Annotated in this window: 18 protein-coding genes and 4 pseudogenes; 9 read left to right on the top strand and 13 right to left on the bottom strand. The window is 54.7% G+C overall.

Going from position 1 to position 19,643, the window contains the following annotated elements; translation table 11 throughout:
* The first annotated feature begins 314 nt into the window (after window positions 1–314).
* Window positions 315–1,544, top strand: a complete 1,230-nt coding sequence (locus PG888_RS20620; protein WP_005344802.1) for a sensor domain-containing diguanylate cyclase — start codon at window positions 315–317, stop codon at window positions 1,542–1,544.
* 37 nt (window positions 1,545–1,581) lie between these two features.
* Window positions 1,582–1,749: pseudogene (locus PG888_RS20615) on the top strand (IS1595 family transposase); the annotation flags it as partial.
* Window positions 1,750–1,753: 4 nt separating this feature from the next.
* On the opposite strand, the pseudogene PG888_RS20610 reads toward PG888_RS20615, so the two are convergent.
* Window positions 1,754–2,467 (bottom strand): annotated as a pseudogene (locus tag PG888_RS20610) (IS110 family transposase); the annotation flags it as partial.
* Between the two features lie 86 nt (window positions 2,468–2,553).
* Between PG888_RS20610 and PG888_RS20605 the strand changes: the two are divergent.
* Window positions 2,554–3,192: pseudogene (locus tag PG888_RS20605) on the top strand (IS5 family transposase); the annotation flags it as partial.
* A gap of 45 nt (window positions 3,193–3,237) precedes the next feature.
* Here the strand turns inward: PG888_RS20605 and PG888_RS20600 are convergent.
* From PG888_RS20600 to PG888_RS20590, 3 genes are all read right to left on the bottom strand, one after another.
* On the bottom strand, window positions 3,238–3,696 hold the full coding sequence (locus PG888_RS20600) for a Fic family protein (RefSeq protein ID WP_231556974.1): 459 nt from the start codon (window positions 3,694–3,696) through the stop codon (window positions 3,238–3,240).
* 123 nt (window positions 3,697–3,819) lie between these two features.
* On the bottom strand, window positions 3,820–4,503 hold the full coding sequence (locus PG888_RS20595) for an inovirus Gp2 family protein (RefSeq protein WP_043851559.1): 684 nt from the start codon (window positions 4,501–4,503) through the stop codon (window positions 3,820–3,822).
* 635 nt (window positions 4,504–5,138) lie between these two features.
* Complete coding sequence (locus PG888_RS20590; protein WP_042081333.1) at window positions 5,139–5,327, bottom strand: helix-turn-helix transcriptional regulator; 189 nt, start codon at window positions 5,325–5,327, stop codon at window positions 5,139–5,141.
* Between the two features lie 452 nt (window positions 5,328–5,779).
* Here PG888_RS20590 and PG888_RS20585 point away from each other — a divergent pair, with 452 nt between their 5' ends.
* On the top strand, window positions 5,780–6,823 hold the full coding sequence (locus PG888_RS20585) for a hypothetical protein (protein WP_133295844.1): 1,044 nt from the start codon (window positions 5,780–5,782) through the stop codon (window positions 6,821–6,823).
* A 93-nt stretch (window positions 6,824–6,916) separates the two neighbouring features.
* Here the strand turns inward: PG888_RS20585 and PG888_RS20580 are convergent, their stop codons facing one another.
* A complete protein-coding gene (locus PG888_RS20580) occupies window positions 6,917–8,200 on the bottom strand; it encodes a tyrosine-type recombinase/integrase (protein WP_042081336.1) in 1,284 nt (427 codons plus the stop codon).
* Between the two features lie 203 nt (window positions 8,201–8,403).
* Here PG888_RS20580 and mutS point away from each other — a divergent pair, with 203 nt between their 5' ends.
* Entirely contained in the window at window positions 8,404–10,959 is a 2,556-nt protein-coding gene (mutS, locus tag PG888_RS20575; RefSeq protein ID WP_182938865.1) for a DNA mismatch repair protein MutS, read from the top strand.
* 89 nt (window positions 10,960–11,048) lie between these two features.
* Here mutS and PG888_RS20570 read toward each other — a convergent pair whose 3' ends face one another.
* The gene (locus PG888_RS20570) at window positions 11,049–11,912 is read right to left on the bottom strand and encodes a patatin-like phospholipase family protein (RefSeq protein WP_182938864.1); all 864 of its coding nucleotides are present in this window, start codon (window positions 11,910–11,912) and stop codon (window positions 11,049–11,051) included.
* Window positions 11,913–11,975: 63 nt separating this feature from the next.
* Between PG888_RS20570 and PG888_RS20565 the strand changes: the two genes are divergently transcribed.
* Window positions 11,976–12,116 carry a hypothetical protein gene (locus PG888_RS20565; RefSeq protein ID WP_182933030.1) on the top strand — a complete coding sequence of 47 codons (141 nt, stop codon included), beginning with the start codon at window positions 11,976–11,978 and terminating at the stop codon, window positions 12,114–12,116.
* A gap of 84 nt (window positions 12,117–12,200) precedes the next feature.
* Here PG888_RS20565 and PG888_RS20560 read toward each other — a convergent pair whose 3' ends face one another.
* The 3 genes from PG888_RS20560 to PG888_RS20550 form a co-directional block, all read right to left on the bottom strand.
* Entirely contained in the window at window positions 12,201–13,097 is an 897-nt protein-coding gene (locus tag PG888_RS20560) for a hypothetical protein (RefSeq protein ID WP_182938863.1), read from the bottom strand.
* A 74-nt stretch (window positions 13,098–13,171) separates the two neighbouring features.
* The gene (locus PG888_RS20555) at window positions 13,172–13,861 is read right to left on the bottom strand and encodes an LrgB family protein (protein WP_139406758.1); all 690 of its coding nucleotides are present in this window, start codon (window positions 13,859–13,861) and stop codon (window positions 13,172–13,174) included.
* The gene (locus PG888_RS20550; protein ID WP_182933032.1) at window positions 13,854–14,255 is read right to left on the bottom strand and encodes a CidA/LrgA family protein; all 402 of its coding nucleotides are present in this window, start codon (window positions 14,253–14,255) and stop codon (window positions 13,854–13,856) included. The genes PG888_RS20555 and PG888_RS20550 overlap by 8 nt, the downstream gene beginning before the upstream one ends.
* Window positions 14,256–14,389: 134 nt before the next feature.
* On the opposite strand from PG888_RS20550, the gene PG888_RS20545 reads away from it, so the two are divergent.
* Window positions 14,390–15,274 carry a LysR family transcriptional regulator gene (locus tag PG888_RS20545; protein WP_182938862.1) on the top strand — a complete coding sequence of 295 codons (885 nt, stop codon included), beginning with the start codon at window positions 14,390–14,392 and terminating at the stop codon, window positions 15,272–15,274.
* On the opposite strand, the gene PG888_RS20540 is transcribed toward PG888_RS20545, so the two are convergent.
* The 4 genes from PG888_RS20540 to ybaK form a co-directional block, all read right to left on the bottom strand.
* Window positions 15,268–16,152, bottom strand: coding sequence for a hypothetical protein (locus PG888_RS20540; RefSeq protein ID WP_182939705.1), 885 nt, complete (start codon window positions 16,150–16,152; stop codon window positions 15,268–15,270). The genes PG888_RS20545 and PG888_RS20540 overlap by 7 nt on opposite strands.
* A gap of 112 nt (window positions 16,153–16,264) precedes the next feature.
* Window positions 16,265–17,056: a substrate-binding periplasmic protein gene (locus tag PG888_RS20535; RefSeq protein ID WP_182938861.1), complete on the bottom strand. Its 792-nt coding sequence runs from the start codon at window positions 17,054–17,056 to the stop codon at window positions 16,265–16,267.
* A 68-nt stretch (window positions 17,057–17,124) separates the two neighbouring features.
* Window positions 17,125–18,033 (bottom strand): hypothetical protein, encoded by a 909-nt coding sequence (locus tag PG888_RS20530; protein WP_182938860.1) that lies wholly within the window; start codon window positions 18,031–18,033, stop codon window positions 17,125–17,127.
* 147 nt (window positions 18,034–18,180) lie between these two features.
* The gene (ybaK, locus tag PG888_RS20525) at window positions 18,181–18,645 is read right to left on the bottom strand and encodes a Cys-tRNA(Pro) deacylase (protein ID WP_005336092.1); all 465 of its coding nucleotides are present in this window, start codon (window positions 18,643–18,645) and stop codon (window positions 18,181–18,183) included.
* Window positions 18,646–18,864: 219 nt separating this feature from the next.
* Between ybaK and PG888_RS20520 the strand changes: the two genes are divergently transcribed.
* Window positions 18,865–19,281, top strand: coding sequence for a GNAT family N-acetyltransferase (locus PG888_RS20520; RefSeq protein ID WP_182938859.1), 417 nt, complete (start codon window positions 18,865–18,867; stop codon window positions 19,279–19,281).
* Window positions 19,281–19,574: pseudogene (locus PG888_RS20515) on the top strand (GNAT family N-acetyltransferase); the annotation flags it as partial. The gene PG888_RS20520 and the pseudogene PG888_RS20515, both read left to right, overlap by 1 nt.
* Window positions 19,575–19,643 lie beyond the last annotated feature (69 nt).

The following is a 19,643-nucleotide window of genomic DNA, read 5'->3' as shown; positions in this document are numbered from 1 at the left end:
TGGGGCATGCAGTCGTGGCAAGCCCTCCGATGCCATATCGGCTCTTGAAGCTGGCTGAGGGTCATGGGTAATCAGGTAGCTAATTGATTAAATTCACGATCTTTTTCTGGGATCATGAAGGGGCAAAAATCGCTTTACGGGTCTGATGGCGCTTGCTGCTGAATTTACTGTCGGCGAAGATGATTTGATGACCCATTATGTCACGCTGCGATAGAGATCTAGATGGAGATCACGATCTCAAGGTATTATTCGCATCATCGATTAAACAGACGTTATGCTACAAAAAGTCAACGCAGTACCGATAAGGACAAGATATGAACGATGTAACACTATCAGTTCAACGGTTAGCTTCATACAGAGAAGCCATAAAAAAAATTAAACAAGGCAAATGTTCCTTATCTTTCCCGAAGGATACCAACATAGAATCCATTCTCGATTTTGAATCTGATCTTGTTCAGTTGGCTGCCTGGCTTGATGCCCGACTTGATGGGTTTAATAAAATTCAAGAAATATCCACTGAAATCAGTAAAGGCAGTGTTCTTGATGAGGTTTTAAATCGCATATATGACACATTTCATGAAATAATACCTTACGATAGGATCGGCTGCGCATTAATATCTGATGATTATGAGCGGGTTTTCGCTCATTGGACAAAAAGCAATTACCCAGAAAAAGTAATGATCAAAAATGGATATACTGCTTTTTTAAGTGGTAGTAGTTTAGAGGGGATACTAACCTCGCAACAACCCCGCATTCTTAACGACCTGCAACTATATTTAGCTGAAAACCCTAACTCATTATCAACTAAATTAATAGTTGCTGAAGGCATTCAATCAAGTTTAACCTGCCCGCTCATTGCAGATGGTAAGCCTATCGGTTTCATTTTCTTCTCTAGCAAAGAAAAAAACACATACATTGATGCCCACCAAAAAATATTTATTAACCTTGCAAGGCAAATATCATTTTTAGTCGAAAAAAGCCGTCTTTATCAACGCATCTATGACATAAACAATCAGTTGGTAAATGCATTGGCGCAACTCAAAGAGCAGTCTTCTCGGGATGCACTTACTGGTGTTTTTCATCGGGGCGCTATAATGGAATTCCTAAAAAACACCATCGAAAAAGACACAAGAAAAAAACAGCCTACTACTGTAATACTTGCTGATATAGATCATTTCAAACATGTCAACGACACATATGGTCATGTTGCTGGTGATACAGCGCTGAAGGAGGTCAGTAAAAGTTTAACTAACCACTTAAGGAGTCATGATTGTGTTGGGCGTTATGGTGGTGAGGAGTTTTTAATTATACTGGGTGAAACCAATGCCACAGATGCTCTGTTAATTATAGAGCGTATCCGTCAAGCAATTTCTGATCTAAAGTTTGAAAGGAATGAAGGCAATTTTTCTGTCACCATGAGCTTTGGTATTGCCTGTTCAGATAATACCTCACATATAAAGACTGAAGAAACATTACTACTAGAAGCGGATAGTGCTTTATATCATGCAAAAAACGAAGGTAGAAATCGTGTATGTATCGCATAAAAAGATTTAATTTGGCTTGAATAGTGAGAATCGCGGTTGCCATACGCTCGGAGCGAAGCATTTACCAAGGCATCTTGCGGAATACTGCTTCCGGTTTAATCATCGTTTTGACCTCAATAGCATGTTGGTAGAATTGGGGCATGCAGTCGTGGCAAGCCCTCCGATGCCATATCGGCTCTTGAAGCTGGCTGAGGGTCATGGGTAATCAGGAAACTTTTTGCGTCTCCGACGGAGGCGATCAAGGCACTCGCGGTGAGCGGGCCGATCCCCGGGATCTGCGCCAGCTTCTTGCTGGCGACGTTCTCACGATGCCAGCTCTGGAGTTGGACCTCTAGTTCCTGAACCTGCCGGTCGAGCGCCTTGAGATGCTCCCCCAGGCGCTCGAGCAATTGCCGAAACGTCCCTGGCAACCCGTTCTCGTACTCCTCTAGGATCTCGGGCAGATGCTTGCCAATGTGGGCAATGCCTTTAGGGATGATGATCCCGTGTTCTGCCAGCAGACCACGTAGCTGGTTGGCCTGTGCGGTCCTCGCCTTAACAAAGCCTTGTCGGGCGCGGTGCAGCGCTAGGACGGCTAACTGCTCACTACTCTTCATTGGCACAAACCGCATGTTCGGCCGGCTCACCGCTTCGCAGATCGCCTCAGCATCCGCCGCATCGTTCTTGTTGGTCTTCACGTAGGGTTTAACAAACTGCGGGGCCATCAGTTTAACGGTATGTCCTAGCCCTTGCAGTTTTCTGGCCCAATAGTGGGCGCTGCTACAGGCTTCCATGCCAACCAGACAGGGTGGCAGATTGGCAAAAAAGCTGATCATTTGTGCCCGCTTGAGCTGCTTGTTAAACAGGCACTTACCGTGTTCGTTCACACCGTGTATCTGGAAAATCGCTTTCGCCAAATCGATCCCGATAGTTTTAACGTTCATGTTGATCGCTCCGCTCACATTGATGAATGTATCGTCCCACACGTTGGCACAGGTGCTGCCAGTTTAGGAGGGGCGACCATCCCATTAGCTGTATCAGCAAGCGCGCCAAGACGGTCGAAATCAAGTACCGCCTATCGAGCCATGGCCCAGTGGCTCACCTGGTCATCGATGCCACCGGACTCAAGGTCTATGGCGAAGGCGAATGGAAAATTCGCAAGCACGGCAAGGAGAAACGCCGCGTCTGGCGCAAGCTTCACCTGGCCGTAGATGCGGCGACCCATGCCATCGTTGCAGCCGAAGTCAGCCTGGAAACGGTGGGCGATAACGAGGTGTTGCCCACGCTGCTCAACCCCTTGCGCCGCAAGATAGAACAAGTCAGCGCCGATGGTGCCTATGACACCAGAGCCTGCTATACCCTACTGCAAAAGAAGGGCATCAAGGCCACCATACCGCCGAGAAAGAATGCGGCATTCTGGAAGAAAGGCTATCCACGCAACGAGGCGGTTGCCGCGCTCAAGGCAGGAGAGCTGGAGCAATGGAAAAAGGACTCTGGCTATCATCAGCGCTCGATAGCTGAGACCGCCATGTATCGCTTCAAGCAGCTCATCGGTCCGAAACTGAGTCTGCGGAGCTACAACGCCCAGGTGGGTGAGATCCTGGCTGGGGTAAAAGTCATGAACAAGGTCATAGGGCTTGGTATGCCCATTCGGCAGGCCGTCAACTAAGCCCGCCCGGCGGGTTGGGGAGCGAGTATCCGACTTTGGATTTGATCAACAAGGCCCCATCAGACGAGGGACCTGGTTCGCAGGGGGAGCCATATGCACCAACTGCTCGCCTCGATAGATACCTACACCACCGCTACGCCAGTGACCCGCATCATCACAGAGTCCACGCATCAGGAGTATGTGAGCACCGAGTAGATCATCAGCGGAAGCCGGATCCCAATCAGGCATTGCTTCATAGGCCGCAAACGCATTACCGACTTCTTGGATTTCCCGTGGAAGCCCAAGCACCGTCTTTCCCTCAATCACTGCCGTCACCTGTTCAACACTCAGTGTGTTGTGCTCAATCGCCAAGGAGGCTTGGATAGTGCGGATCCGGTTCTCTCGACGCAGCATCGGCACCTGGGAGCTCTGAGCAAACCGCCACTGCCCCACCAACTCGGCGATCTCCGCCACCCGACTCAACATGGCGTGGGTCAGGGTGAAGGGAGGGGAATAGGCTGCCATGGGTTACTCCAACTGATGCGATAACAAATGAGGGATTAGCTTAACAGATCCGGGAGCAGAAACTCCCGAATTGAATTTGAATGGCCGAGCGTCCCCGCTAGGGCCAGTGAATTAAGTGTAACATTACCTTATCAGTTGACTACGCCCGTAATTACGTTCACCTCGTACTTTCGTGCGTAACTTAAATAAATACGCGGTCCTCTCCAAGAATTTATAAAATTTCTCATTATGCAGGTCAGCATCTCGGCGATCAAATCGATACTCTGCATCGTCAGGGAAATGCACCAAAGACGCATAATCAGGGTATGCGAGCCTCAATGCACTACACCAAGCTTTACGGATACGCGTAGCCATGTTATCTCCATCGAAATTAGAGTAATCCCCAAGATGACCGTAATCATCTCTGTTAAATAGTAGCACCACGTGATAATGAGGGTACTGGCTTGTTACTTGCTCCTTCACCCAGATAAATCCAAAGAAGAATGGTTTACCCGTCTTACCCTTACGGTGACGTGCCGCCTGTATTTGGCTTTTTAGTGAAGCTATAAAGCGCTTAATAACCTTTTCCTCCTCTACCTCCGGTGGGAAGCTTGTCGGCATATCCGGATCATCCATGATGGATATCAGGGGGAAGCGTAGGTCAACGCGCACTGCAAACACTCGTGGGTGTTTATTCAAGAAGTTAGCGATTACCTCCACGGATGTTTTCAACTGCTCAAAGGATATTGAACCATACTTGGCCTCAGCCACACCTCGTAAGTTTTCTAGCTCGTCGGCTATTAAATGATACCCGACTTTTGATTTCATATAAGTTCCTATAGCTCGCATGGAATACCTATACCCGTTGGTTAGATACTCAGGTGACTTCACTTATCATCATTAATGAGGATTGCTACGTAAAACTTTACGGACAACTGATACTGTTCTCTCTTATCAAACCACTAGGTTGATATACCAATCTGCATTTAGCACTCTGTGCATTACATATACTTTGCTATGCAGATCTATACAGCTAATGGCTTGTATCTGATGTACAAGCCTGATGTGCATCTGATTGGTATACACGAAGTGTATATATCACATGTTCTCGTTCACATACCCTGTGATACACTCTGATGGTGTATCACTCTCACCCTCGATATATCTCCTGCCCCCTCTGCCTTGTTATACACTTTGTGTGTATATGTAATACTATTACCGAACTAAGTAGCCGACTAAATCACCGAAAAGAATCGTAGGTATTTTCGATAAGGTCTCGATAATACCGAGCATTAGAATAAAAAACTTACTCTGAACTTAGCCTCAACGATCAAGCAATTATTCTATGCCATAAACTTAATCTGCACAGCAGATTGACAGCCTTCATTTACTGGCTCCAAATAGACCATAATGAAACCATTAAACTTAAAAAACAGCTCCCAAAAAAGGGAGCCAAGATATTATTAGTTATGATTTTTTCGCTCCATTACCAATTTGCGAATCCAGTCTTCTACTTCTGATTTTTCCCATGCTACCGTCTTTGGCGATGTTTGGAGTTGTGAAGGGAACTTCCCTGCCTTGATTAGCCGATAGATTGTTGGGCGAGATAGCTTAGTCATCGCGATCAATTCATTTATTTTAATGAGACCCATTTTACTCTCCTTAAGTTTTTTCATACCTAAGGTGCTCTGTGTTCATTTTTACATATCCCAGACTCCATCATCACAGCAGCTTCATTGCCCCACCATTTATACTCAATAATCCACAGCCAATACCAAATCACCAACGACTCATCGATGCTACTACAGGTCTTCACATACAAGCTCTCTGTAAAAAACAATGATGAACAGACTCACACCAATCACGAGCCCCCAGTGGCAGGGGAGTTGTCGCCTGATTTTTTCACTGGGGGACGAGAGGCTACACACAACACTCTCTAACTCATAAAAAATGCATACATATCAATGAAAATCGACAAAAAACTGGGCTGGGAGCCCATAAAAAACACTATTTACATACTAGAAAAACCCTATAATGACACTTGACTGACACTAGAAAAACACTAGTATCAAACCTAAACAATATTTAACGCGAGTGGATTTATATGAAATTACCAAGCCATGGGCTACCAATAAAAAATGACTCTAAATACCCATGGGGCGATCGCTTCAATAGACTGAAAGCTACGGAGGAAATGAGAAGATTTGCAGAATATATTCTGTATCAACTACATTTTGACACCATCAACACTGATTCTGACTCAATTTTATTAATTTTTAATGACTATTTCAAAACCAAACAAGATTATGTTATCGCAAACTACATTCGGAAAATAGATAACGCCATCCAGTTAGAGAACACTGACGCAATCGCAGAATTTCTATTCAAACAGTTCAGTAGAAACTGTCTAGAAATGGAGCACTTTTGCTGGATACAGGTAACGAACCCAAGAGTGTGTAATTTTGCATTCGCTATAACCAATAATTGGAGTTATTTTTTTGATAAAGATAGTGACCTTTACAAAAAAAACCTCCCAAATCTTAGTCAACCAGGGCCAGCTTATTTTAGAAGCAATTCTTTTGAAGATGTAATATCATTAAGTCACATGCGTTTTACCAATAGCCACCCAAGAGCCAAAACCTCTCGTCAAAAAAAAGAAAGGGTGATTGAGTATTTTGATCGCTTAGACGATGGCATCGCTATAAAGTCCAAACACCTTCAGTTTATTGAATTGCTTTGGAGTAAAATAATTAAAAAACAAAAACCTAAAAGCTGGTTGAACTTTAAAGGATTAGATAATGAAGATTTGTTATGGATAAAAGACCAGATAGATCAAGATGACATTTTTTTAAAAATAATTGACGGCAATAGCAATGATGATATTTCTGAAGCCATTACAACTTACTTTGATTTACTCTTCATATTTAAAGAAAGTGACTGTATAGTTAAATTTGATAGACTTAAAAAATCCCTAACCCAAAAAAAATACAGAAAGAACAATCCAGACAGCAAACAATATAATTTCATCATGAGTGTAGACATTGAAAGAAAATTAAAAGAAATTACAAAGGCAAAGGGAATAAAAAGAAATGCAGTCATAGAAAAACTAATTAACGATGCGTACTGCAGCATCAATCCTGATGGGTAGTTGCATCAATGTTTCAGCTAGCTATAAAAATTGCATGTTACATGGGGGCACTTACGCCCCCACGGAAAACTATATTTAATCGAGGAAAATCATCTATATCGCAGTTAATCTGTCTAAATGATCCGCCCACTTTTGCAACCACTCTTTGCACTCATCATTGTATCTGTGGAGGTTGTATGTTCCTTCTATGCCCTTTGGGGCATGACCTAATATTGCTTCTGCAATATCACTTGGACATTTCAGCTTTGCAAGCCCTGTTCTAACGGTACGCCGAAGGTCATGTGGTGTCCACGAAGGTATATCAATCATTACATTGTCTTTGCGCAGTCGCCACGCAGTTTCAGTTAACAATTTTTGAGGTATCGGCTTTTTAGTCAAAAGCGATGGAAATAAACAATCACCTGTAATTAATTTCAGTGAATGAAGAAAGTCGATAGCTTGTCTTGGAAGCTGAACATATCGCTCGGTATCAGTTTTCGTTTCTTTTAAATGGAATGTGCCATTACTTAGATCAATATCTCGCCAATAAGCACCACAGATTTCTCCGGTACGACATCCTGTCCATAACGTCATTCTGAGCACGTTTTTCTGTGGAATAGTAAAACCAGAACTTGGTAACCAGAGAAGAAATTTTTTTAGCTCTTCATCACTAAGAATTCGAGTTCCTTTTTGACATGTTAAACGCACTTTCGCTAATTTTAATCTTTTCTTTGCGTTCGTAACTGGGTTTACAAAGTGCTCATCCAGTTTGCCCGTTCCAATTGCATAATCGAAAGCAGCTGACAGCTCACGCAGAACACTACCAGCTTGCACATTCGCTCCCCGCGCAACAATCTCCATGACCAAAGCCACGATATCGTTAGCTGGCACCTCTGTGGCTAACCTCTCTCCGAATGCACGCACAGGATCGTTATAGAGAGTCCTTCGTGTTTCTGCTTGCCCTTTGGGTTTACGGGCTCCAAGTAAAATTCCTCCTTCCTTGGCATGCCGATCTTCGATGTGCTCAGTCAGGTAAAGCTCGATCATGTCAGTGATGGTAAACGGTGCAACGACTTCAGATTCTTGGTCGCGCTTGACTTTAACTGCGCTCAGCTCTGTAGCCGGACAGACACCTTGATGCCTCATGAGCTTCAATTCCTTGAACTTGGTCCTGGCCTCCTCCAAGGACATGGCAGGAAAGACACCTAAGGTGACTTGCTTTTGCTTACGCGGATTCAAAGGGTCGTTGTAGCGATAGTAAAAGCTTTTCTTTCCCGTTTTTCCACACGCGACTCGCAATCCTCGGTAATCACCGACGTCGACTTTATCTTTGTCTCCTGGCTTCATCGACTCAATTGCCTTGTAAGAAAGCGGTTTGCTATTCTGGGGCGCGGCCATCACTTACATCCTTTCATATCGTTTTTTATGAGAGCAAAAGCGTAGGTTTTCATTTCAACCACGTTCATCATCACATAAACCTACGCTTTAACCTACGCTTTAAAGCAAGATTTAGTGAGCTTTGATGAGACAAACTGAACCATGCTGAGCCTTAACAATGAAAAAGATAAGTGCAATAACAGCAACTTAATGGCGAACAGACATTGATAACAATAGAAAATTTACACCAGCACACACCTATGATGCAGCAGTACCTTGGCCTCAAGGCCGAGAATCCCGAGATCCTGCTGTTCTACCGGATGGGCGACTTCTACGAGTTGTTCTATGACGATGCCCGCAAGGCCTCCCAACTGCTCGATATCTCCCTGACCAAGCGTGGCCAGTCGGCTGGCAGCCCCATCCCGATGGCGGGCGTTCCCTATCACGCCATCGAGGGCTATCTGGCCAAGCTGGTCCAGCTCGGCGAATCTGCCGCCATTTGCGAACAGGTGGGGGATCCCGCCACCAGCAAGGGGCCGGTGGAGCGCAAGGTGATCCGCATCATCACTCCGGGCACCGTCTCCGACGAGGCGCTGCTCAGCGAGCGGCAGGACAACCTGATCGCCGCCGTCTACCACGATGGCCGCCGCTTCGGCTATGGCACCATGGACATCGGCTCCGGCCGCTTCTTCATCAACCAGTTCGAAAAAGAAGAGACCCTGCTGGCGGAGCTGCAGCGCACCAATCCGGCGGAGCTGCTCTACCCCGAATCCTTCGCCTTCCTGCACCACGTCGAGGGTCGCCGCGGTCTGCGCCGGCGCCCGGAGTGGGAGTTCGAGCTCGGGACTGCCCGCAAGCTGCTCTGCCAACAATTCGGTACCCAGGATCTGGTGGGCTTTGGCGTCGAGCAGAGCGAGACCGCCCTGTGCGCTGCCGGTTGCCTGATGCAGTACGTCAAGGACACCCAGCGCACCGCACTGCCCCACATTCGCAGCGTGCGCCTCGAACAGCCCGATCATGCCGTCATCATGGATGCCGCCACCCGCCGCAATCTGGAGCTGACCCAGAATCTGGCCGGTGGCTATGAAAATACCCTGGCCGAGGTGCTGGATCGCACCGCCACCCCCATGGGCAGCCGCCTGCTCAAGCGCTGGATCCACCAACCGATCCGCGATCGGGTGATCCTCAAAGGCCGCCAGAGCACCATCAAGGAGCTCATCGAGCAGAACCTCTACGACGAGTTGGGCAACCTGTTGCGTCAGGTCGGCGATGTGGAGCGGGTGCTGGCCCGTCTCGCCCTGCGCTCGGCCCGTCCCCGCGACCTCACCCGCCTGCGTCAGGCGTTCGCCCAGCTGCCCGAGTTGCAACGCCTGCTGGCGGACAATGAACACGAAGCGGTGCAGCAGCTGGCCGAGCGCGCCAGCACCTTCCCCGAGCTGCTCGACCTGCTGGAGCGCGCGGTGATGGAGGTGCCACCGGTGCTGATCCGCGATGGCGGCGTCATCCGTGACGGCTTCAATCAGGAGCTGGACGAGCTGCGGGATCTGGCCAACGGCGCCACTGCCAGCCTCGCCCGCATCGAGGAGCGGGAGAAGCTGCTGACCGGCATCAACACCCTCAAGGTGGGTTACAACAAGGTGCACGGCTTCTATATCGAAGTGAGCCGCGCCAACAGCCATCTGGTGCCGGCCCACTACATCCGCCGTCAGACGCTGAAAAACAACGAACGCTACATCATCGATGAGCTTAAAAAATACGAGGACAAGGTGCTCACCGCCCAGGCTCAGGCGCTGGCACTGGAGAAACGCCTCTACGAAGAGCTGCTCGATGCCCTGCTGCCCCACCTCGGCGATCTGCAGGAGTCCGCTGCCGCACTGGCGGAGCTGGACGTGCTGGCCAACCTGGCCGAGCGGGCCGAGACCCTCGACTACCGATGCCCGACGCTCATCGATGAGGATCAGATCCTGATCGAGGCGGGCCGCCATCCGGTGGTGGAGCAGGTGATGAGCGATCCCTTTATCGCCAACCCCATCCGGCTGGAGCGGGAGCGGCGGATGCTGATCATCACAGGCCCCAACATGGGCGGTAAATCGACCTACATGCGCCAGACTGCGCTGATCGTGTTGCTGGCCCATATCGGTGCCTTCGTGCCCGCCGACAGCGCCCGCATCGGCCCCATCGACCGCATCTTCACCCGCATCGGGGCATCGGACGATCTCGCCTCCGGCCGCTCCACCTTTATGGTGGAGATGACCGAGACCGCCAACATCCTCAACAACGCCACCGCCCGCAGTCTGGTGCTGATGGACGAGATTGGCCGAGGTACCAGCACCTACGACGGCCTCTCGCTGGCGTGGGCCTGCGCCGAGCAACTGGCGAGCAAGATTGGCGCTTACACCCTGTTCGCCACCCACTACTTCGAGCTGACCCGCTTGCCCGAGCTGATGAGCGGACTGGCCAACGTCCATCTGGATGCAGTGGAGCACGGCGACACCATCGCCTTTATGCATGCGGTGCAGGAAGGGGCGGCCAGCCGCTCCTACGGCCTGCAAGTGGCGGCGCTGGCGGGGGTGCCAAAATCGGTGATCCAGCAGGCTCGCCACAAACTGCACGAGCTGGAGAGCGCCACCCCGGTGGCCGCCGGTGAAAGCCGCCCGGCTCCGGTGACTCTCGCCCCGCAGATCCATCCGGTGGTGGAAGAGCTGGAAGCGGTGCGCCCAGACGAGCTGACCCCCCGTCAGGCGCTCGACCTGATCTATCGCCTCAAGCAGATGCTGTAAGCAGCTGCCGCCGCGCAAGCATGCAAAAGGGGAACCGCGAGGTTCCCCTTTTTATGTTCAGCACGTTATGTTCAGCACCGACCAGCCGTTCAGGCCACCGCTCGCGCCTCCCTGCGAGCACGCAGCAGGCTCTGGCGCCCCTGCCAGTAGCCCTGCAGATAGCCGGACTCCAGCTTGAACGCGTCGCGGGTAAAGCGGGAGACAGGAAAATCGGCCGGTGGCGCGATCACCTCGATCTCGCAGTCGGCAGGGGGATTGGCGATAAAATCGAGAGCCCGGTTGTAGGCCACATCCCGTGCAAGCATCGCCTGTGCCAGCGCGGGCTGGGTCTTCAGCAAGGCTTTGACCATCCAGCAGAAGCGGGCCGGCTTCTTGCGATAACCGCGCGGCTCGGAGAGCACCACCGTCATCCGCCGCGCCCCGCGACGGTAGGCCTCGATCACCGGAATGGAGTCGCTGATGCCGCCATCCGCCATGGGGCGCCCCTCGACACAGGGGGTCTCGTGCTGCACCACCGGCAGGGCGCAGGTGGCGGTCAGCACTTCGTCCATATTCTCGGGGCGCACCGGCAGGTAGACAGCCGCGCCGGTCGCCACCTCGGTGATGACCGCATAGAAGGGGATGCGGCAGGTGGAGAAGGTATCGAGGTCGAGGGGAAAACGGTAGCGACTGGTGCGCCAGAGCCAGCGGACATCCACCAGATCGCCCCCCTTGACGAAACGCAACGGGTCGAGAAAGTCGCTGCTGCAGGCCAGCTCGGTGATGATGTGATGACTGCGGCGCGGCTGCTCGCTCAGATAAGAGACCAGATTGGTGGCACCGGCCGAAACGCCCATGACGAAATCGAACGGGTAGTGGTGGCTTTCCACGAAGGCATCGAGCACGCCGCTGGCGAAGATGCCGCGCATGGCTCCCCCTTCGACAATCAGGGCGCGAGGGTGGGGATTAAACATAACAAGGCTCCGTCAGCTGTAATACCTGCCGGGATCGATCCCGGCCCAGTGATGGACGCCTTCATGCAGAACATCAAGACGCCGCAGCAGGACGGTTCAGGCCCGCATCGGCAAGGCAACAGCCGGACAGATGCAAAACGTGAAACCGTGAAGCGACCCCCAGTATATGCAGCGCAACAACCGTCAAAAAATGAATTTAAATAATAAAAAGCATGCCAATTTGGCATGATTCGCCTGATAAAAAGGCCAGCCGCAGGGCTGGCCACGTCACTGATTGCTGATTCCGGCTCAGGGCAAGCCGGGGCCGAAGTGCCCCGTTACCGGATCATAGTGGTAGGCGTCGTAATCAAAGTCGATCCCCTTGAGCAGCGGGTTGGGCAGCTCGAACAGCTGCCGCTCGTGGAGCCTGGCCTGAGCGAGGGATGGCTTGAAGTAGCGCAGCCAGAGCTGTTGTAGCGAGCCATCCTGCCACGCCAGCTTGAGCCCGGCCTGAATGCGCCTGAGCCCCGTCTGATTCCCCTTGTAGGTGTAGAAGAGATGGAGGAAGGGGTAGTGCAGAGCGATGTGCGGCTCCACGGTGAGACCGACCACATCCCGATGCTGCTCCAGCTCGGTGAAGAGCTCGTTGGCGCCGCGGCAAAAGAGGTCGGCCCGCCCACGGGCCACCAGCTTGAACAGGCGCTCATAGCTGTCCACCTCCTGCACCTGCAGACCGGCCGCCCGCAGAATGGCAGCATCCTGCCAACCGCGCCCCTGCACGTTCTGGTACTGCTTGAGCTGTTCGAAGCGGGTCACCCCCGCAATTGCCTTCGCCTGCTGCGGACTGACAAAGCAGATGCGATAGCCGAGGATGCCGAGCTCCACCGGGAAGCGGACATAGTCGAGGGCCTCGCCGCTATCAGGCTGTGGCGTATCGACGGCAAAGAAGTTGGGATAGAAGTTGGTTTGCAGCACTTGGCGCAGCCGGATCCGGTTCATCGGCGGCGCCGCCCGCAGCTCGTAGTCACCGAAGCTGTCGCGGGTCTTCTCCAACGCCAGCTGCAACAGATCGCGAAAATAGAGAGTGCGCTGATCCCGCTCACTTTCGGGGCTGATATGGGTAAAGACGTCGCTCGCCCACAGGGGGGCGGCAAGGAGGGAGAGGCTGCACAGCAGCAAGGAGAAAGCGAGGCGATGAAAGGTCATACTGCTCATCCCGGGAATACACGCTCCCTAGAGTGTAGCGCCGGGACGAGCCGCCTTCTAAAGGGAAACTCGGCCTACCAGAACATCTGGCCCAGCAGGGGCGCCAGCAGCACGGTTACCATGCCGGCGATCATCATCACCATGCTGGAGACCACCCCCTCCTCGTTACCCATCTGATAGGCCTTGGCAGTACCGGCACCGTGGGCCGAAGCACCAAAGCCCGCCCCCTTGCCGAGGCGGCTGCGAATGGCCAGCACGGTGAGCACGCTCTCCCCCACCGCCATACCAATCACCCCGGTCAACACTACGAACAGCGCGGTGAGATCGCTCTGACCGCCGATGGCGCGGGTCGCCTCCACCGCAAATGGGGTGGTGATGGAGCGCATCGCCAGACTGCGTTGCAGCATGTCGGAGAGATCCAGCCAGCGGGCCAGCAGCACGGTACTGCCCACCGCCATGATGACGGAAGCGAACACCCCCACCGACAGCGACAGCCAGTGGCGGCGAATGAGCTGGCGGTTCTCGTAGACCGGCACGGCGAAGGCAACGGTGGCGGGTCCCAGCAGCCAGAGCAGCCAGTGGGATTCGGCCATGTAATCCTGATAGGGGATGTGGAACAGCAGTACCACCGCCACCAGCAGGGTCGGCGCCAGTAGAAGGGGCATCAGCGGTAGAATGCGCTTTTTGCCATAGAGCCATTTGCTGGCGTAGTAGAAGAGCAGGGTCAGGGCAAAGCAGAGCAGCCCGAGCAGGGTATCAGACATGACGGCGACTCCGGCGGGCCAGTTTCAGTTCGAGGCGGTAAACCCGGTCCACCACCAGCGCGGTAGTGCCGAGCACTAGCGTGGTACTCACCAGCAGCACCACCATGATCCGCCACCCCTCCTCCAGCAACAGCTCCTGATAGTTGACCACCGCCACCACGGCGGGGACGAAGAACAGCAGCATCTCCGCCAGCAGCCAGCGGGCACCGGCCTCAAACCACTGCGCCTTGACCACCCCAAGCAGGATGCAGGCCAGCAGCAGCAACATGCCGGTGAGGTTGGCGGGCAGCGGCAGATGGAGGGTGCGCACCGCGATATCGGCCAGCAGCCAGATGGCTGCCAGCAACACAATCTGGAAGGGAGTCTGTAACCAGCGCAAGCAGAGGGCTTTCATGATTATCGTCTTTCTGTGAACCGGCTCACAGTATAGAGTTGAGCAAAACCTGCCAGAAATGAATTAAAATTATCAAATTCATGCCGCATAGGCATACTTCATCCCCTACCCGCCAACACGAGTCGAGAGAGTCCATGGATATTCGCGCCCTGCGCTATTTTGTCGAACTGGTGCGGGAAAAAAGCTTCACCCGCGCCTCCGAAAAGCTGTTCGTCACCCAGCCCACCATCAGCAAGATGATCCGCAATATTGAAGAGGAGCTGGGCCAGCCCCTGCTCAACCGGGAGGGACGCCGCTTCACCCTGACCGACAGCGGCCAGGTGCTGTTCAACCGGGCCCAGACCATCCTGGCGGAGATGCAGCAGCTGGAGGCCGAACTGGCGGATCTGCAGAGCCTGCAACACGGTCGCCTCACCCTCGGCATTCCCCCCATGGTGGGCCACGTCTATGCGGATCTGATCCGCGCCTACCGCACCCGCTATCCCAAGGTGGAGCTGACGCTGGTGGAGTACGGCGGTCGCCGCATCGAACAGGCGGTGCTGGAGGGGGAACTGGATCTCGCCATCACCATGCTGCCGACCAAAGAGGGGGGCGCCCTCAGTGCGCTGGAGCTGGATCAATACCCGATTAGGGTGGTGCTGCCGGATCAACCCCGCTGGCGTGGCGAGGCGCCGCTGCGGCTGGAGTCCCTGCAGGAGGAGCCCTTCCTGCTCTATACCCAGGCATTTACCCTGAGCGAGCGGCTGGAGCAGGCGTGTCAGGAGGCAGGCTTTGTGCCGCAGGTGGCGGCGCGCAGCAGCCAGTGGGATTTTCTCACCGCCATGGTACGCAGCGGCATGGGAGTCGCCTTCTTGCCGGAGCCGGTCTGCAACCGGCTGACGCCCGATGGGTTGGTGCTGCGGCCGCTGGAGCCCGAACTGAGCTGGCGACTCGGGGTGATCTGGCCGAGCGAGCGCTATCTGTCGCGCACCGCCGAGGCCTGGCTGGCCCTCTGTCGCACCCGGCAGGAACCTCAATAATCACCGAAGCGATCGGTCTGCGGGTTGTAGAAGTAGGGGCGGTAATCGAAGCTGATCCCCTCGAGAAAGGGGTTATCCAGCCGCAGCAGTCTGCGCTGGTAAAACTTGGCAAAGGCGATGGCCGGGCCAAAACTCTTGCGCCACAGCGCCTGTAGCGAGCCATCCTGCCATGCCAGTTGCAACCCCTGCTCGACCCGTAACAGCGCCTCGCGATTATTGGGATTGGTGTAGAAAACCCGGGGCAGCGGGTAGTAGATCAACAGCGCCTCATCCACCAGCAGATCCGCTATCTCCTTGTGGGTGAGCTGCTCGCTGCGCAGCTCGCTCGCCCCGCGGCAGAAGAGATCGAAGCGACCCCGCGCTACCATTTTGAACAGCTTCTCGTACCCCTCCACTTCCACCACCTCCATCCCGGCGTAGCGCAGAATATCCACATCCAGCCACCCCTTGCCCTGACCAAAGGTGAACTGGCGCAGCCCCTTGAGGTCGGTCACTCTGCTCACCGCCGCCTTTTGCTGTGGGCTGACGAAACAGATGCGGTAGCTGACGATGCCCAGATGGATGGGAAAACGGACATAGGTGAGCCCCAGCCCCTCGCGGGTGCTGCTGTAGCTGTCCATCACAAAGAGGTTGGGGTAGCTGTCAAGCTGCATGCTGAGCCGCTCGCGCGCCTTGGTCATGGGCGGTGCGGGGACCAGCTCATAGTCGCCAAACTGGTCGCGGGTCTTCTCAAGGGCGAGCCGCAACAACTCCCGATCATAGGTGGTGCGCGGGTCCCGCTCGCTCTCCGGGCTGATGTAGGTAAACCGGGTGGCCGCCTGCCCGGTCAGCGACAACAGGCAGAGCAGCGCGGCGGCCAGCAGATGCAGGGAGGACATAAACCGGGCCTTGGCTGAAGGGGTACTTTCAGTGTAGCCCCCGAGCGTGGGCGCCCGCTCCCGCCACCACCCCATGGTCTCTTCCCCTTTTTGGCCAGTTGCACCCATCAGCCTACTCCCCCGCCGGAGGCGTGCTTCTGAGCGACGCGGCGTAACGTTGATAGGCAGCAGAATCGCGCACCTGCTCGATGGCATCCCACACCTGCCGGCTTTGTTGGGGATGGGCCTGATAGAAGTGGTGAGAGAAGACCAGATAGTAGGGTTTCTCCACCAGCACCGGCGACAGCCGCTCGATACGGGCCTGCAGCTCGGGATGGGCCGCCAGAATGCTGTCAGCCACCTCGGTCTGGATGGCCGTCGCCTGCGCCCGATCCATCACCAGCTTTTTCAACATGATCAGCGGGTCACGGCTGGAGTCATCCACCTCGGCCCCCGCCGCCAGCAACAAGTCGACGATGGAAAATCCCGACTGGGCCGCCACCATGCCCTTGACCCTGAGGGTGGTGCCATCCCACTGGCTCTTGCCCCCCTTGAGCTGGTAGAGGCTGTAGCTCTCGGTCAGCAGCCGCTTGGCGGGGTCGGGTTTGCCCTCACGCATGGGATAGACCCCCACCTTGGTCGCTCGCTCGACGCTGTAACTCATCTTGATGGCCGCATCCATCTGGCCACTGCTCACCTGCGAGAGGCAGCGCTTCCACGGCAGCGGCGTCAGCACGATCTCGGCATTGAGGGCGGTGGCAACCGCCTTGAGGTGATACTGGACAATCCCCTCGCCAGATTGCAGCAGCCAGGGGTAGGAGTCACTGTTTTCGAGGCAGGTACGCAGCGTAAAGGCCGGGGCCGCGCCGCCAGTGACGGGCAACAGCAACGCGATGAAGAGCAGGATGCGGGCAGATACGCGCATGGGCCATCTCCTTGGCGGCAACGATCTCTCCCTTACTCTATCAGAGCCTGTGCACCTGATAACCCGGCTCAGGGCAGTGAACCGAAATCATCCGCCTGCGGATTGTAAAGGTAGGGGCGATAGTCAAAACCCGCCTTGAGTAGCAGCGGGTTGCCGAGCCGGAAGATCTGGCGAGCCCCCAGATTGGCAAACACCAGCGAGGACTGGAAGTGGTGACGCCAGAGCCGCTTGAGGGAACCATCCTGCCAGGCCAGTTGCAGACCGCGCGCAAGACGCTCGCGCTCCTGAACATAGTGGGCGTTGCTGTAGAACACGTGGATCAGTGGATAGAAGAGGGCCAGATGGCGATCGACCGTCAACCCGGCCACCTTGCCCTGATGAGATTGCCACTCCGGCAGGATCTCGTTGGCCCCACGGCAGAAGAGGTCGATGCGCCCGCGCGCCACCATGCGAAACAGCGACTCGTAGTTATCCACCTCATGCACGGTCAGTCCGCCGTGGCGCAGGATCACGGCATCCTGCCAGCCGGTGCCCGCTCCCTGAGTGAAGTGGCGCAACTGATCCAGGGTGTTCACCCGCGCCAGCTCGGCAGCGCGATCCGAACCGACGAAACAGACCCGGTAGCCGAGGATCCCCATGTCGATCGGGAACGGGATCGATGCCACCTGATCCGCCGCGCCCTGAACCGCCACAACTTCCCCCTGATAGGGCCAGCTGTCGACAATAAACAGGGCGTTTTCGCCCTGCTCCTGCACCTCAATCCGCATCCGCGCCTTGTTCATCGGCAGGGAGTCCAGCAACTCGTAGTCACCATATTCGGGGCGGGTCTTCTCCAGCGCCAGCTGCATCACCTCACGGTAATAACGCATCCGCATATCCTGACTGTTTTCAGGACTGAGCAGGGTAAAGCGGGTGGCAGCCAGCAAGGCAGAGGGGAAGGATAAACAGAGGCAGAGCAACAGAAGTCGATAGATCATGGCTGAACTCATACAACGGGGTTCACCCAGTATAGACTGGCTCTCCCCCCGTTGAGGGCGGGCCAGTTGCGACTTGCGCGCCCGATCACCGGCGGGGAAGTCCGGGCCGCCACCGGCCCGGAGCGCGGGATCATGCCGAGCCCGGCACTACTCTTCGCCGATGGGAGCGGCGATCCACTTCATCAGCGTCAGCATATCCTGCGGCGCCACCCCGACCGAGAGGCCACGCTTGCCGCCGCTCACCAGGATCTCGTCAAACTGCAGGGCCGACTCGTCGAGCACGGTAGGCAGCAGCTTCTTCTGGGCCAGCGGGCTGATGCCACCCACCTTGTAACCGGTCAGCTTCTCCGCCTCAGCAGGTTTCATCATCTCCACCTTCTTGAGGCCGGTCGCCTTGGCCAGCTGCTTCAGGCTGCACATGCCGGATGAGGGAACGATGGCCACCACCGCCTGCTTGTCGTGATGGGCGACCAGGGTCTTGAACACCTGCGCCTCCGGCAGCCCGAGCTGGGTCGCGGCATGCTTGCCGAAATCGTCGTGGGCTTCGCACTCGTAGGGGTAGAGCTTGTGGGGAATCTTGAGCTTCTTCAGCAGGTTGATGGCAGGAGTCATGATGGTTGCCTTGAATCGAATCACATAAAAACAAGGCCAAACAGTCTGCACCTCACTATGGGGTGATGCAAGGGGGGTGATGCAGTCGCAAGGGAGATTGACTGGCCGCTAGCCATGCACGCTGGCGGCGGCCGACTAGAACACTTGACCAAACTGAGCCCAAACGGGTATTGCTTTAACCCTTTGACGCAGCCACGACCCCATACAGCAGGAGCACATATGCAACTAACCCCACCCCAACCGCCTCGGGACGATGAGATCGAAGCGCTGCGCATTGGTCTCTCGGGCTTCAACAAGGGTCACGCCGGCACCCATCTGCGCGAGCGGATCGCCAGCTTTATCAAGGATAAAGAGGGCAAGGTACACGGCGGCATCATCGCCGACATCAAGTGGGGCTGGCTGCATGTCGACTGGCTCTGGATCGACGAAAGCATCCGCCGCGATGGCTGGGGCGGCCGCCTGCTCGGCGCCATGGAGCAGTACGCCCAAAGCAAGGGCATCAGCAACTACCACTTGGAAACCACCAGCTTTCAGGCCCTCCCCTTCTACCAGAAGCAGGGTTACGAAGTCTTTGGCCAGCTGCCCGATATGCCGCCGGGGCATATCAGTTACTTCCTGAAAAAGCAGGACAAGTGATCACATTCCAGCTCCTTGCCAACGCTCAGCTCGTGATCCGCCCGTTCGAACCGGCCGATGCCGACGAGTTTTGGTGCTCCCGTTCATTTACTCGGGGCAGCGCGCTGGAGTGGTTTGCCAGCTGCGATCAGGATCGCGCGGCAGGACGCGCCTTTGACATGGGCATCTTCTGCGCCACCACCGGCCAGCTCTTGGGTGGCGCAGGTATCAACCAGCTGTCGCCACATCATCGCTACGGCAATATCGGTTACTGGGTTCGCCAATCCCGCCAAGGCTGCGGCATCGCCCCTCAGAGATCCCCTCATTTTTAGAGACTCAAATAATTCCAAGTGTGCGGGTATATAAGCGGTGTTGCTTCAGGT

It is taken from the genome of Aeromonas sp. QDB23 (assembly GCF_027707745.1).
GTDB lineage: Bacteria > Pseudomonadota > Gammaproteobacteria > Enterobacterales > Aeromonadaceae > Aeromonas > Aeromonas allosaccharophila.
This window is presented reverse-complemented; position numbering and strand designations above follow the sequence as displayed.